Origin of the sequence: Actinoplanes utahensis, from assembly GCF_016862455.1 — a bacterium.
Lineage (GTDB): Bacteria > Actinomycetota > Actinomycetes > Mycobacteriales > Micromonosporaceae > Actinoplanes > Actinoplanes utahensis.
Map to the genome: position 1 here is coordinate 69,903 of NZ_BOMZ01000108.1, position 13,121 is coordinate 83,023.

The following is a 13,121-nucleotide window of genomic DNA, read 5'->3' on the forward strand; positions in this document are numbered from 1 at the left end:
TCGTAGGGACCGGGCAGAATGGCGGGTGTGACCGCCGGATACCGCCGCCAGCTCTACCGCGACGACGCGGTGGTCCTGCGTGTGCAGAAACTCGGTGAGAGCGACCGGATCGTCACCCTCCTGACCCGTCGCCACGGCCGCCTGCGCGCCGTCGCCCGCGGGGTCCGCCGCACCTCCTCCCGGTTCGGCGCCCGGCTCGAGCCGTTCGGCCACATCGACCTGCAGCTCGCCGGCTCCCCCGAGGGAGTGGGCAGCCCGCTGCACTCGGTCAGCCAGGTCGAGGCGGTCTCGCTCTACGGCAAGAGCCTTCTCAGCGACTACCCGCGCTACACCGCGGCCAGCGCCATCTGCGAGACCGCCGAGCGGCTCACCCCGGTCGAGCGGGAGCCCGCCCTGCGGCTCTTCCAGCTCACCCTGGGCGCGTTCAAGGCCCTCGCCGCCGGGGAGCACTCCGGCGGCCTGGTGCTCGACGCCTACCTGCTGCGGGCGATGGCCTTCGCCGGCTGGGCGCCGGCCGTCACCGAGTGCGCCGTCTGCGGCACACCCGGGCAGCACGCGGCGTTCTCGGTGCCGGCCGGCGGCGCGGTCTGCCCGGACTGCCGGCCGCCGGGCGCCGCCCACCCCAGCCCGGCCACCCTCGGCCTGATGTCCGCCCTCTCCTCCGGCGACTGGGCCGTCGCGGATCACACCGAGCCCTCGGTGCGCCGCGAGTGCAGCGGTCTGGTCGCCGCCCACCTGCAATGGCACATGGAGCGGGCACTGCGTTCGCTCCCGCTTGTCGATCGACGGGAGTTGAACTCGTGAGCCCGCGCCCGCCCACCCCCCACATCTCCGGTGCCCGGCCACCCCAGCTGCCCTCGGCGGCCCTGCCCAAGCACGTGGCCGTCGTCATGGACGGCAACGGCCGCTGGGCCAAGGAGCGCGGGCTGTCCCGGACCAAGGGGCACGAGCAGGGGGAGCACTCGCTCTTCGACACCATCGAGGGCGCCATCGAGATCGGCATCCCCTACCTCTCGGCGTACGCGTTCTCCACCGAGAACTGGAAGCGCTCGCCCGAGGAGGTGCGCTTCCTGATGGGTTTCAACCGGGACGTCATCCGCCGCCGCCGCGACCAGCTCGTCGACCTCGGCGTGCGGGTGGTCTGGTCCGGCCGGGCGGGCCGGCTGTGGAAGAGCGTCATCTCCGAGCTGCAGACCGCCGAGGAGATGAGCCGGCACAACAGCAAGCTCACCCTGCAGTTCTGCGTCAATTACGGCGGGCAGGCGGAGATCGCGGACGCGGCGGCGGCCATCGCCCGGGACGTGGCGGCCGGCAAGCTGAAGGCCGACAAGATCACCGAGAAGACCATCGCGAAATACCTGTACCACCCGGAGATCCCCGAGGTGGACATGTTCCTGCGGCCCTCCGGCGAGCAGCGCACGTCGAACTTCCTGCTCTGGCAGTCGGCGTACGCCGAGATGGTCTACCTGGACACCCTCTGGCCCGACTTCGACCGCCGCCACCTGTGGTACGCGTGCGAGCTCTACGCGCAGCGCGATCGCCGGTTCGGGGGTGCGCTGCCCAACCCGGTGAGCCCGACATGACCGCCGTCCGGCACCTGTGGATCGCCCGGCACGCCGAGGCGACCCGGGACCAGTCCGGTCTGAGCGAGGCCGGTGAGCGGCAGGCGACGCTGCTCGGGCGGAGGCTGGCCGGGGTGCCGCTCACGGCGGTCAGCCACGGCCCGCTCCCACGGGCCGTGCGGACCGCCGCGCTGGTGTCGGCGCACCTGCCGGGCGTGCCGGTCCGGCCGGCCGCCGAGCTCGACGACCGGATCCCGGACGAGGAGCCGGCGGCCTCGGCCGCGATGATCGCGCGGTTCGCCGGCCCGCCGTCCGTGGAGACGCACGAGCTGCTGATCACGCACGCCTTCCAGGTGGGCTGGTTCGTGCGGGACGCGCTCGGGGCGCCGGACGAGCGGTGGCAGTCCCTCCTGCCGTGCAACACCGGACTGACCCTGATCCGTTACCGCCGGGACCGGCCCCCGCAGCTGATCATGTACAACGACGTCACGCACCTGCCGCCGGAACTTCAATGGACCGGGATGCCGGTGGAGTTGCGGCCGTGAGGACCCGCACGGTCGTCTCCAGGTCGCTCAGATCTCCGAGTACCACGTGCGCGCCCGCGGCGGCCAGCGCGTCCGCCGGGGTGGCGCCGGTCGCCACCGCGATCGCGACGGCGCCGTTGGCCAGAGCGGCGGTCACGTCGTACACCGTGTCGCCGACCACCACCGGCAGGAACCGCTCGCCGTACTTCGCCTCGGCCCGCTCCAGGCTCCGGCGCACCAGGGTGGCCCGCACGCTGTCGTCGGTGCCGTAACCACCCACCTCGGCGTCGAACGTGCCCTCCAGCCCGAACGCCGCCACCTTCGCCGCCGCCACCTGCGGGACGTTGCCGGTGACCAGCGTCTGCACCACGCCCGGATCGTCACCGAGCCGGGTCAGCACCTCGCGGACCCCCGGCATCAGCGCGCCCTGCACCGCGAACTCGTGCCGGTTCTCGTGCACCACCTCGACGTAGCGGGCGAAGAACCGCTCGGGGGTGCAGTCGGTCACCCCGTGGGAGGCGAAGACCTCGGCGCAGATGTCGGTGTCGGTGCGCCCGCCGAAGATCGGGGTGTCCTGCCACGGCACCCCGGTGACCTCGGTGAACGCGGCCTTCCAGGCGCTCGACGCGACCCCGCCACCGCGCAGCAGGGTGTAGTCGATGTCCCACATCACCAGGCGTCTCACTCGGCGAGCACCCGCTCGATGTACTCGACCTTGGCGGTCAGCGCGCCGGTGACGCCGGGACGGATGTCGGCTTTCAGGGACAGGCTGACCCTGGGGGAGACTTTCGCGACGGCGTCGACGGCCTGCTTGACGACGGCCATCACCTCGTCCCACTCGCCCTCGATGGTGGTGAACATGGCATCGGTCCGGTTCGGCAGACCGGAGGCGCGAACCACCCGGACGGCCTCGGCGACGGCGTCCCCGACGGCGTCCCCGATCCCGATCGGCGTGACTGAGAAGGCAACCAGCATGCCCCCATCCTCTCCCAGCCGGTCAGCGGCGGTGACGGAGCATCTCGGTGACCTCGGCGGCCAGGTCGATGCTCGCTTCGATCTCGGCTTTGCGGATGGAGACGCTCTCGATGTTGAAGCCGTACGGCAGGCCCAGGTGTTCGCAGAAATCCATCAGGTCGCGGGCCATCGCCACGCACTGACGGTACGACTCGGCCAGCGGGTCGGCGGCGTGCCGGATCGAGTTCTCCAGCCAGCGGGGCACGTCGACGCCGAGCCACCGGACGAGTTCGAGGGTCTTCATCGAGCCGCACAGCGACAGCGTGAAGATCACCGTACGAGGTGCGACCCCCCGGGCGCGGCATTCGTAGAAGTAGTCGCTGAGCAGGTTCTTCGTCTCGTTGACGTGATAGACGACCTGGGTCACGAAGAACGACGCGCCACGCTCCTGCTTGGCCAGCATCCGCAGGTGCTCGTCGGTGCGCTCACTGATCGCGACGGCGCCCAGCGGCAGGTCCGGGCGCACCTCGGCCCGCAGTTCCTGAGCCCGGCGCAGGCTGGTCTGCACGCTCTTGCCACCCGAGGACGGGCCGACGAAGACGCTGAGTACGCCGGGCCCGGCGCCGGCCATCCAGGCCCGCAGCTCCGGTTCCGGGTATTTCCCGACACAGCGGTAGATGATCACCGGCTGCCGCCAGCCGGTCAGATGCTCGGTGTAGTAGCTGCCCGGGTCCAGGGTCGGCAGGAAGGGGAACGGCCGGTCGTCCGGGTTGCGGTCGGATTCGTCGTCGATGTCGTAAAGGATCAGGCCGTCGAGGTCGAGCGCGGCGAGACGTTCCAGGGTGACCTCGGCGATCTCCTTGATCCGCTCCTCGGTGTTGCTGCGCTTCGGCGGCGTGATGCTGAAGACCAGCACGCCGCTGCGCGCTTCCGCCAGAAGCTGTGGCAAGGGGTGACGAGACATGCGAACACCGTAGGTAACAGCGGGGCCGCGGTGGTCACCGCAGGCGGCGTGTCCCGCACTGCGAGCTTTTCAGCGGTACGGGTGACGCGCCCCCACCCCGCGGAAGAGGCGCGCGGGCCGTCCCGCTCATCAGGGATGGTCGGCGCAGCAGGGGGTCGGGTTGCGGCTCTCGAACGGGATCAGCCGTCCACCCGCCGCCGGTGTGGTGACCAGCACCAGTTCGCCCTCGCGGAACTGCGGGCGGACGAAGTCCCCGGTGTCCACGACGACGTCCGGCGCGGCCGGCCCGCCGCCCAGGACCTCGACCCGGGCGATGGAGCTGCGCTGCAGGATCTCGCTGACGGTCAGCGACCCGGTGAGCCGTTCGACGCCGGGGAACCGTACCGCCCGCCCGTGCCGTCCGGCTGCCGCGGCGGTCGCCGCTGCGGCCAGCTCCGGCGCGGTCTCGAACGGGTGCGCGGTGAGCAGGCTGACCGCGACGTGCGGGAACGGCTCGCTCACCAGGTGGGTGCAGGCCAGCACGGGCGGCGGCGTCAGCGACTGGATCCAGTGGTCGGCTTCGGCGAGGGTGGCGTGCCCGAGGCTGACACCGACGATCCGGGCGGCGCCGGCCGCGTGAGCGGCCGGCGCGTGGTGACCGATGAACGATGTCATCGAGGCAGGACCCAGATCGGGTTGGTGTAGAACCACAGGTCGCCCCACGGGTCGGCGGCGCCGGCCACGTCGAGCTGCGGGCCGTACGGGTCGACCGCCGTGCCGAGCAGGCCCGGCTGGGTGCGGTTGCCGTCGGTGCCACGAAGCCGCAGGTAGAACGGCTTGTCGAGGCGCCCGAGGGAGTAGCTCAGCGACACCTTGCCGCTCTTCGCCGAGATCTCGAACGACTTGACCACCTTGGTGTTCGGGGTGGTGAAGGTGTCCTTGTCGGCGACCGGGCCGGTGACCGTGCCGACGATCAGGTCGACGCGCTTGAGGACCGGGATGAAGCCGGCCCAGTTCGGCACGTCCTGCAGGTCGATGTCGAGCACGAGCTCGGTGGAGGTGCCGCGCTTGACCTGGAGGACGCCGCCGAGCGGGGTGCCGGTGGACCAGCGGCGGTCGCCGGTGACCCGGACCCGGGCGTCGAGGGCCTTGACGAGCCGGCCGTGGTCGACCCAGACCCGCCCGGCCCGCAGCCCGTCCATGACGGCCTTGTACGAGAACGACGACGCGCCCACGTTGGTCCGGCCGTAGTACCCGGGCCAGAAGTCACCCGCCTGGGTGTTGATGGAGCCGTTGTAGACCGGGTCGTTGTACTTGCCGTTGGCGTTGAAGTCGCTGCCCGGCCCGCGCTCGGTCTGGTCCAGGTAGTTGACGTGGCTGTCGGAGTTGACGGTGATCCACCACGCCTTGCCCTCGGCGAGGAGGCTGTCCCAGAGGCCGCCGACGGTCGAGGTCATCCAGTCGAAGCCGCCCCAGGTGCGGTAGCTCTCGAGCGGGTACCCGGCGAACGACGCGGCGGACGGGTTGTTGTCGTAGTAGCCGCGGGCGCCGCCCCGACCGTTGGGGGCGGGGATGCCGGCGGCCTGGTGGCCGGGCGCGCCCTCGAAGCCGACGGCGACGGTCGGGTCGGCGTCCCGCCAGTTGCGGATCTCGTGCGGGGAGTCGATGCCGCGCCGGGCCGGGTGGTTGGCGAAGAACAGCGCGCCGTCGATCTTGCGCCGTTTGACCTGCTCGCCGAGAAACTTGATGCCGGCGATCGCCATCGCCTCGTTCTGGGCGGCGGTGTTGGTGGAGGGCAGCAGCGAGCCGTCGTACGCGTTCTCGAACTGCTTGAGGACCTCGACCTCGTTCCGGCCCGGGTGCACGAAGACGGTGGCGTGCTCGGCGGCCGGGATGTTCCACTCCAGGCCCTGGAAGGTGAGCAGCTCCGGCAGTGCCGAGCGGGTCTCGACGATGTCCGGGTTGACCTTGTCGACGCCGATCTTGGCGTGGGTGGCGCTGCCGTGGTCGGTGATGACCAGCCAGTCCAGGCCGTACGCGTGACCGTGCTGTGCCTGGTCGATCACCCGATACTGGGCGTCGGAGCTGTACTGGGTGTGGATGTGGTGGTCGCCGGCGAGCCAGCGGAACCCGCCCTTGGCGGTGCCGCCGCCGGCCGGGCCGTGGGTGTGTCCCAGTCCGGCGGCCTCGGCGGCGCCCGGCCGGGCCAGCACGGAGGCGGCCGCGCCGGCGCCGAGCAGGCCCGCGCCGAGCAGGAAGCGGCGGCGGGTCGCGTCGGACGGCGACAGCTCGGAGGCGGGTACGGAGAGGTCGAGCGCCTCGGGGAGGTCGCCCGCGGGGACCGTCTCGTGCGCGTGGTCGTGTGAATGATCGTGGCCGTGACCCATGGCCGACACCCTCGTCCGAACAGGACAACTCCCGTTGTCGATCTCGTAGCCGCCCGGCGAACGATCAACGGCGACCCCGGCTGGTCACGGGTGCCGTCTCAGCACCCGGAGACGGGACCCACGACCAGCCGGGGTCGTGTCGCTGTCCGGCCAACTCGCGCGGGATGTGTTTCGATGGCGGTGGCACCTGGTCACGTCACCGGCATGGGGAGGATGTGCAGATGGAGGTCAAAGCGCGGGGTCTGGTCTTCGATGTGCACGAGAGCGGGCCCGCCGACGGGGAGCCGGTGCTGCTGTTGCACGGTTTCCCGCAGGACCATCGGGAGTTCGACCTGATCCTGCCCCGGCTGCACGCGGCCGGTCTGCGGACGTACGCGATGGATCAGCGGGGATACTCGCCCGGCGCGCGCCCGGCCGACGTCGCGGCGTACACCATGACGTCGGTGACCGCCGACGCCGTCGCCGTCCTGGACAGCCTCGGCATCGAGAAGGCGCACGTCGTCGGCCACGACTGGGGCGCCCAGGTGGGCTGGCAGCTGGCCGGCCGGCATCCGGGCCGGGTGCGGACCCTCACCGCGATCTCGGTGCCGCACCCGCGGGCGCTGCTGCTGGCGTTGCGGGTCCGGCCCAGCCAGCAGGCCCGGCTCGCCTACTTCGGCGTGTTCCGGAACCGGCGCGCGGAGAAGCTGTTGCTCGCTCAGCACGCCCTGGCGTTGCGGCTGATGTTGCGGCCGATCGGCATGCGCGCCGAGCAGTACGTGGCGGCGATGCGTGAGCCGGGGCGGCTCACCGGCGGTCTCAACTGGTACCGCGCGTTCACCGCCGAGCAGATCTCCGGCCTCGGGGTGATCAACGTGCCGACCACCTACGTGTGGAGCGACAAGGACGGGGTCGTCGGGCTGACCGCGGCGCTGCGCACCCGGGACTGGGTGCAGGGCGACTATCAGCTGGTCGCGATGCGCGGGGTGAGCCACTGGATCCCCGAACAGGCGCCCCGCGAGCTGGCCGACGCGGTCCTGGCACGAATCGGCGTTTGATTTCGCGCGCGCGGGGGAACGCTCGCGCAACATGGCCGTCGATACGCAAACCCCCGGTAAATCCCAGGAGACCGAGAAGCAGCGCTGGGACCGCAACTTCGCGGACCTGCTCCAGGAGCTGCGTGTTGCGCAGACGGGTGTGCAGATCCTCTTCGCGTTCCTGCTCACCCTCCCGTTCAGCAGTGGCTTCCCCCAGGTCAGCCAGTTCCAGAAGGACGTCTACATCGTCGCGTTGATCAGCGCGGCCTTCGCCACCGCAATGATCATTTCGCCGGTGGCGTTCCACCGCGCGCTGTTCCGCCAGGGGCGCAAGCCCGAGCTGGTCAAGTACGCCCACAAGATGGCCACCGGCGGCCTGGCGTTCATGCTGATCGCGATGACCAGCAGCGTCCTGCTGATCACCGACTACCTGCTGGACTGGAAGTGGGCGATCCCGCTGACCGTGATCACCGGTGGCTGGTTCCTCACCTTCTGGGCCATCCTGCCGTTCGCGCACCGGGAGTGGGGCGACGACGACGACAACGAGGACGACTCAGCGGCGCCGGCCTCGTAGTCCCAGCTGCTTCAGCTCCAGCTCGGCGAGGGCGGCGACCGCGGCCGGGTCGCCGGCCCGCCAGCTCTGGGCGATGTCCGGTCCCAGCCTGGCCAGTCGGGTCAGCGGCTGGGAGGTCAGCGCCCGCAGCGCCAGCAGATCCTGCCCGGCCGGGTTCTCGCGGACGGCGGACGCGACCCCGGCCCGGCGGATCCAGAGCAGCCGCCACGGCAGCCAGAGGAACAGCACCAGGGCCAGCGGCACCGCGACCGCGACCGCGGGCAGGATCAGCGCCAGCTGGCCGACGAACTCCTGCTGCTGCCGGCCGGCGTCGGCGATCGACCGGGCCGCGTCGGCGGCGCCGGTGAACGGCTTGGTCAGCTCGTCCCCGACGAGCGGAACGTCACCGACCTTGCCGCCGGCGTCGGCCAGGTTGGTGGCGATGCCGGTGCCGGCGCTCTCCAGTTTCTCGCCGGGGACGGCGAGCTTCTCCACGATGTCCTGGATCCAGAAGGCGATCCGAAGCCATACGAAGACCCAGATGACGACGAAGACGTCGGTGATCAGCTGGCGCAGGGCGACGGGGACGCGGTCCGCATAGAACTTCACCCCCGAAGGGTCGCACTCAGCGTTTCGCGGCGCATTCCGGGCAGGTGCCGAAGATCTCCATGGTGTGCGAGACGTCGACGAAACCGTGCTGCCCGGCCACCTTGTCCGCCCACGACTCGACCGCGGGACCGGCCACCTCGACGGTCCGCCCGCACGAGCGGCACACCAGGTGATGGTGGTGGCCCTGGCTGCACCGGCGGTAGAGGTGCTCGCCGCCCGGCGGCCGCATGACGTCGATCTCCCCGGCGTCGGCCAGCCCCTGCAGCGTGCGGTAGACCGTGGTCAGACCCACCCGCTCGCCCCGGTCACGCAGCATCGCGTGCAGGTCCTGAGCGCTGTGGAAGCCCTCGGTCTCGGCCAGGACGGCACTGACCGCGCTGCGCTGCTTGGTGTTGCGGATCGGGGTCTCGGAGTTCACTGTCGGCTCTCCCTGGCATGGCTCACGGCGTCCGCGACGATGTGAGCAACGTGTTCGTCCACCAGGGAGTACGCGATCTCCCGGCCGCGCCGCACACCCCGCACCACGCCGGCCCCGCGCAGCACACGCAGATGCTGGGACACCAGCGGCTGCGGGGCGCCGAGCCGCTCCACGAGATCGTGCACACACTGCTCGCCCACGGCCAGCTCGACCACGATGGCGACACGGATCGGAGCGGAGAGCGCACGCAGCAGCGCCCCCGCCGATTCGTACGCTTCGTAACCGGTGGTCGTCGTCATCGTGGCGCCAACGGTACAGGGCGCCCCCGGTCAGGCATGCAGTACGACATCCGGTGGCTCCGAGGCGACCGGATGAGCCTTGTGCCGGCGCAGCCGGTGACGTACCGAGCCGGCGATCGCGGTCACCACGAAGACGGTGAGGGCCAGCAGGACCGTGGTGGCGCCGGGCGCGGTGTCCGCTTCGGCCGAGACCAGCACCCCGGCGCCGGCGGCACCGAGACCGATCGCCATGGCGGCCAGCATCGTGCTGACGAAACCCCGGGTGACCTGCTGGGCGGCGGCGACCGGGACGACCATCAGGGCGGAGACGAGCAACAGCCCGACGGTACGCATGGCGATCGTCACGGTCACCGCGGTGGTCACCGCCAGCAGGATGTTGAGGGTCCGTACCGGCAGGCCGCTGACCCGGGCGTACTCCTCGTCGTTGCAGAGGGCGAACAGGGCCGGGCGGAACACCAGCATGGCGATCAGCACGGCCGCGCCCAGCCCGCCGATGACCATCAGGTCGGCCGGTGACGTGGTGAGCAGCGATCCGAAGAGGTACTGCATGAGGCTGTTGCTGCCGCTGTCCTCGGAGAGGCCGACCAGCAGCACGCCACCGGCGATCCCGCCGTAGAACAGCATGGCCAGGGCCAGATCCCCGGAGGTACGGCCACGCTCGCGGATCAGCTCCACGCCGACCGCGCCGACCGTCGCCACCAGCACCGCGGAGAAGACCGGTGAGTTGCCGGTGAGCAGGCCGAGGCCGACGCCGGTGAGGGCGACGTGACCGATGCCGTCCCCGATCAGCGAGAGGCGGCGCTGCACCAGATAGATGCCGAGCGCCGGGGCGGCCAGCCCGATGATCAGAGCGGCGGCCAGGGCGCGCTGCATGAACGGCAGCGAGAGCAGTTCCATCAGTACGCCTTCGTCTGTTCGGTCGGTGCCCACTCGCAGATGCCGGCCTGGATCTCCTCGGCGTGCGGGTGCAGGTGCTCGTGATCCGGCTCGGCGTGGTGCCCGGCCGGTTCGGGAGGTGTCCCCTCGTACGCGATCCGGCCGTCGTGCACCACCACGGCCCGCCCGATCAGCTGGCGCAGCGGCCCCAGCTCGTGCAGGACCACCAGGATCGTCCCGCCCTCGCCGGCGAACCGGGTCAGCGCCGCGGCGAACGCCTCCTGGCTGGCCGCGTCCACCCCCGCGTTCGGCTCGTCCAGCACCAGCAGGTCCGGCCGGCCGGCCAGCGCCCGGGCGATCAGGGTGCGCTGCTGCTGACCGCCGGAGAGGGTCGCCACCGGGTCGCCGATCCGATCCAGCAGGCCGACCGCGGTGAGCGCTTCCCGGACGGCGTCCCGGTCCGCGGCGCCGGGGAAGCGGAAGATGCCGCGCCGGGCCAGACGGCCCGACGCGACGACCTCACCGACCGTGGCCGGGACGCCGCTGCCGGCGCCCAGCCGCTGCGGCACGTATCCGATCCGCTGCCACTGCCGGAACCGCTTGTGCGGCGTCCCGAACAGGGTGATCTCGCCGCGGCGGGACGGGACGAGGCCGAGGATCGTACGAATCAGCGTCGATTTTCCGGAGCCGTTGGCGCCGAGGACCGCGACGACATCGCCGGCCGTGACGGACAGCGACACGTCCCGGAGGATCTCGCGGCCGTCGTAGCCGGCCGCGAGATGCGATACCTCGACAACGCTCATGTCTACTTACACTCCAGCCCCAGCTTGAGCGCCGCCAGGTTGGCGCGCATCACCGAGAAATAGTCTGCCGAGCCGTCGGTCAAACCTTCGATCGGGTCCAGCACCGCGGTCTGCGCGCCGATCTCCCGGGCGATGGTCTCGGCCACCTTCGGGCTGACCAGCGTCTCGAAGAAGATCGTGGTGGTGCCGTGCTCCTTGGCCTCGGCGGCGACGGCGGCGAGCCGCTGCGGCGACGGCTCGGTCTCCGGGTCGATGCCGGTGATGCCGATCTGAGTCAGCTCGTAGCGGTCGGCCAGGTATCCGAAGGCGGTGTGGCTGGTCACCAGCTCGCGGCGGGTGCAGCTGCCCAGGCCGGTCTTGAACTCGCCGTCGAGGGCGGTCAGCTCGGTGCGCAGCGCGGCGGCGCGGGCGGTGTAGTCGGCCGCGTGGTCCGGGTCGGCCTTGCCGAGACGCTCGGCCAGCTTGTCGCCGATGGTGGCGAGGCGCTCCGGGTCGAGCCAGACGTGCGGGTCGGTGGCGTGCTCCCCGCCCTCCTCGCCGGCGTGCTCGCCCTTCTCCTCCTCGGCGTGCTCCTCGGCGTGCGGGTCGGCCGCGCCGGCCTCGATCAGCTTGACCGCGGAGGAGGCGTCGAAGGCCCGGTCGCCGCCGTTCTGCTTCACCGCGTCGTCCACGGCGGGCTGGAAGCCGCCGAGGTAGACGATCACGCCGGCGTCGGCGACCTCACCCACCTGGCTGGCGGTCAGCTCCACGTCGTGCGGCTCGGCGCCCGGCTTGGTGAGGGTGGAGACGCTGACCGCGTCGCCGCCGATGCGCTCGCTGACGAACTGCAGCGGATAGAAGGCGGTGACGACGGAGAGGCGGTCGTCGGCGCTGGCCGATCCTCCGCAGCCGGCGAGGGCGGTGGCGGTCGTCAGGAGCAGGGCGGGCAGCAGGCGGCGCATCATGCCACCAACTGTGGTCGATAATGACAATGATTGTCAAAGCCGCATGGATTCACAGTGTCTTCGCCACCGCGGCCACCACCAACAGGGCCAGCAGCGCCAGCCGCACCGCCCGGGTGACGCCGGTCTGCACCGGCCAGGTGGTGAAGGTCAGCGTGGCCAGGCCGCCGGCCAGCGCGAACAGCAGCAGCGCCCCGACGATGCCGGGCAGGAAGAGACCGGCCAGCAGCACGGCGAGAGTCCCGGCGAACGCCACGGTCGGGCTCACCCGGGCCAGCCGGTGCAGCATCGTGCGCGTCACTTCCACTCCTGTCGTGTGTGCGTACCCTCGGTCACATGCTGGTGCTCAACCGCTTCACCGTCCCACCGGAAACGCAGGACGCCTTCCGGGAGCAGGCGCACGCCGCGCTCGCCGCCCTGGCGCGCACCTCCGGGTACCTCTCCGGCCGGCTCGCCCGCGCCCTGGAGGACCCGGCCGGGTGGACCCTGGTCACCGAGTGGGAGTCCGTCGGAGCCTACCGCCGGGCGCTCGGATCGTTCGACGTGAAGGTGCACGCCACACCGCTGCTGGCCCGTTCGCTGGACGAGCCCTCGGCGTTCGAGACGCTGGCGTCCGCCGCGCCCGGCTCGGACGTGGTGATCACCGCCAGCGACCGGGCGGCCGAGCCCTGGCGCTGAACACTAGGCTGAAGACATGAGTCTTCCTCCGCCTCCACCGCCGCCGGGCCCGGGAGTGCACCCGCCCTTCCCGGCGCCCCCGGTCGAGGGGCGCGGCAAGCGGACCGGGACCACCCTGGGCATCGTCGCGGTGGTCCTGGTGCTGGTCTGCGGCGCCGGCACGATCGCGGCCGGCGGGTTCTTCACCGCCTTCACCAGCGCGCTGGACGAGCAGGCCCAGGTGGTCGTCGGGCGTTACCTCGACGACCTGCGGGAACGCGACTTCGGCGGCGCCTATGAGCAACTCTGCCAGGACGCGCGGGACACCGAGGCGAAAGCCGACTACGTGGCGCGGATGACCGACAGCGAGCCGCTCCGGTCGTACAGCTTCCGTGAACTCACCATGGGCATCCAGATCGTCCTGCCGGTCGACCTGATCTACGTCGGCGGTGACCGGGTGCAGGCCGCGGCCGTGCTCGGGCAGAACACGCAGACGGGCGAGTTCGAGGTCTGCGAACTCGAAGAGTAACCTCACTCTCCGTCCAATCACTCGAGATTTCCCCGCCGACACCCAGCCGG

Annotated in this window: 19 protein-coding genes; 7 read left to right on the forward strand and 12 right to left on the reverse strand. The window is 71.3% G+C overall.

The window, feature by feature from the left end:
• Positions 1 to 18: 18 nt before the first annotated feature.
• The 3 genes from recO to Aut01nite_RS38350 are packed head-to-tail and all read left to right on the forward strand — an operon-like array spanning position 19 to position 2,107.
• Positions 19 to 804 carry a DNA repair protein RecO gene (gene recO, locus Aut01nite_RS38340; protein ID WP_043526233.1) on the forward strand — a complete coding sequence of 262 codons (786 nt, stop codon included), beginning with the start codon at positions 19 to 21 and terminating at the stop codon, positions 802 to 804.
• Positions 801 to 1,583, forward strand: a complete 783-nt coding sequence (locus tag Aut01nite_RS38345) for an isoprenyl transferase (RefSeq protein WP_043526231.1) — start codon at positions 801 to 803, stop codon at positions 1,581 to 1,583. Before recO ends, Aut01nite_RS38345 begins: the two co-directional genes overlap by 4 nt.
• A complete protein-coding gene (locus tag Aut01nite_RS38350; protein WP_043526229.1) occupies positions 1,580 to 2,107 on the forward strand; it encodes a histidine phosphatase family protein in 528 nt (175 codons plus the stop codon). Before Aut01nite_RS38345 ends, Aut01nite_RS38350 begins: the two co-directional genes overlap by 4 nt.
• On the opposite strand, the gene Aut01nite_RS38355 is transcribed toward Aut01nite_RS38350, so the two are convergent.
• The 5 genes from Aut01nite_RS38355 to Aut01nite_RS38375 form a co-directional block, all read right to left on the reverse strand.
• Positions 2,049 to 2,771 (reverse strand): HAD family hydrolase, encoded by a 723-nt coding sequence (locus tag Aut01nite_RS38355; RefSeq protein WP_236642758.1) that lies wholly within the window; start codon positions 2,769 to 2,771, stop codon positions 2,049 to 2,051. The two genes, Aut01nite_RS38350 and Aut01nite_RS38355, sit on opposite strands and share 59 nt — an antisense overlap.
• Positions 2,768 to 3,061 carry an MTH1187 family thiamine-binding protein gene (locus Aut01nite_RS38360; protein ID WP_043526228.1) on the reverse strand — a complete coding sequence of 98 codons (294 nt, stop codon included), beginning with the start codon at positions 3,059 to 3,061 and terminating at the stop codon, positions 2,768 to 2,770. The genes Aut01nite_RS38355 and Aut01nite_RS38360 overlap by 4 nt, the downstream gene beginning before the upstream one ends.
• A 22-nt stretch (positions 3,062 to 3,083) precedes the next feature.
• Positions 3,084 to 4,004 (reverse strand): methylenetetrahydrofolate reductase, encoded by a 921-nt coding sequence (locus tag Aut01nite_RS38365; protein ID WP_043526226.1) that lies wholly within the window; start codon positions 4,002 to 4,004, stop codon positions 3,084 to 3,086.
• A 129-nt stretch (positions 4,005 to 4,133) separates the two neighbouring features.
• A complete protein-coding gene (locus tag Aut01nite_RS38370) occupies positions 4,134 to 4,658 on the reverse strand; it encodes a hypothetical protein (RefSeq protein WP_052163868.1) in 525 nt (174 codons plus the stop codon).
• Positions 4,655 to 6,370, reverse strand: a complete 1,716-nt coding sequence (locus Aut01nite_RS38375) for a CehA/McbA family metallohydrolase domain-containing protein (protein ID WP_043526225.1) — start codon at positions 6,368 to 6,370, stop codon at positions 4,655 to 4,657. Before Aut01nite_RS38375 ends, Aut01nite_RS38370 begins: the two co-directional genes overlap by 4 nt.
• Before the next feature lie 221 nt (positions 6,371 to 6,591).
• Here Aut01nite_RS38375 and Aut01nite_RS38380 point away from each other — a divergent pair, with 221 nt between their 5' ends.
• A complete protein-coding gene (locus tag Aut01nite_RS38380; protein ID WP_043526223.1) occupies positions 6,592 to 7,407 on the forward strand; it encodes an alpha/beta fold hydrolase in 816 nt (271 codons plus the stop codon).
• 31 nt (positions 7,408 to 7,438) lie between these two features.
• Positions 7,439 to 7,960 (forward strand): DUF6328 family protein, encoded by a 522-nt coding sequence (locus Aut01nite_RS38385; RefSeq protein WP_043526222.1) that lies wholly within the window; start codon positions 7,439 to 7,441, stop codon positions 7,958 to 7,960.
• Here Aut01nite_RS38385 and Aut01nite_RS38390 read toward each other — a convergent pair.
• Genes Aut01nite_RS38390 through Aut01nite_RS38420 form a run of 7 tightly spaced genes read right to left on the reverse strand, consistent with a single transcriptional unit; the run spans position 7,940 to position 12,186 of the window.
• A complete protein-coding gene (locus tag Aut01nite_RS38390; protein WP_043526220.1) occupies positions 7,940 to 8,548 on the reverse strand; it encodes a hypothetical protein in 609 nt (202 codons plus the stop codon). The two genes, Aut01nite_RS38385 and Aut01nite_RS38390, sit on opposite strands and share 21 nt — an antisense overlap.
• A gap of 16 nt (positions 8,549 to 8,564) precedes the next feature.
• Positions 8,565 to 8,966 carry a Fur family transcriptional regulator gene (locus tag Aut01nite_RS38395; RefSeq protein WP_043526219.1) on the reverse strand — a complete coding sequence of 134 codons (402 nt, stop codon included), beginning with the start codon at positions 8,964 to 8,966 and terminating at the stop codon, positions 8,565 to 8,567.
• Positions 8,963 to 9,265, reverse strand: a complete 303-nt coding sequence (locus Aut01nite_RS38400) for an ArsR/SmtB family transcription factor (protein WP_043526217.1) — start codon at positions 9,263 to 9,265, stop codon at positions 8,963 to 8,965. Before Aut01nite_RS38400 ends, Aut01nite_RS38395 begins: the two co-directional genes overlap by 4 nt.
• A gap of 30 nt (positions 9,266 to 9,295) precedes the next feature.
• Positions 9,296 to 10,162, reverse strand: a complete 867-nt coding sequence (locus Aut01nite_RS38405; RefSeq protein ID WP_043526216.1) for a metal ABC transporter permease — start codon at positions 10,160 to 10,162, stop codon at positions 9,296 to 9,298.
• Entirely contained in the window at positions 10,162 to 10,944 is a 783-nt protein-coding gene (locus Aut01nite_RS38410) for a metal ABC transporter ATP-binding protein (RefSeq protein ID WP_043526214.1), read from the reverse strand. Before Aut01nite_RS38410 ends, Aut01nite_RS38405 begins: the two co-directional genes overlap by 1 nt.
• Positions 10,945 to 10,946: 2 nt before the next feature.
• A complete protein-coding gene (locus tag Aut01nite_RS38415; protein WP_043526212.1) occupies positions 10,947 to 11,888 on the reverse strand; it encodes a metal ABC transporter substrate-binding protein in 942 nt (313 codons plus the stop codon).
• Positions 11,889 to 11,937: 49 nt separating this feature from the next.
• The gene (locus Aut01nite_RS38420) at positions 11,938 to 12,186 is read right to left on the reverse strand and encodes a DUF6703 family protein (RefSeq protein WP_373871568.1); all 249 of its coding nucleotides are present in this window, start codon (positions 12,184 to 12,186) and stop codon (positions 11,938 to 11,940) included.
• Between the two features lie 35 nt (positions 12,187 to 12,221).
• On the opposite strand from Aut01nite_RS38420, the gene Aut01nite_RS38425 reads away from it, so the two are divergent.
• Both Aut01nite_RS38425 and Aut01nite_RS38430 read left to right on the forward strand, forming a co-directional pair.
• Complete coding sequence (locus Aut01nite_RS38425) at positions 12,222 to 12,563, forward strand: antibiotic biosynthesis monooxygenase family protein (RefSeq protein WP_043526210.1); 342 nt, start codon at positions 12,222 to 12,224, stop codon at positions 12,561 to 12,563.
• Between the two features lie 16 nt (positions 12,564 to 12,579).
• On the forward strand, positions 12,580 to 13,071 hold the full coding sequence (locus tag Aut01nite_RS38430) for a hypothetical protein (RefSeq protein ID WP_043526209.1): 492 nt from the start codon (positions 12,580 to 12,582) through the stop codon (positions 13,069 to 13,071).
• Positions 13,072 to 13,121 lie beyond the last annotated feature (50 nt).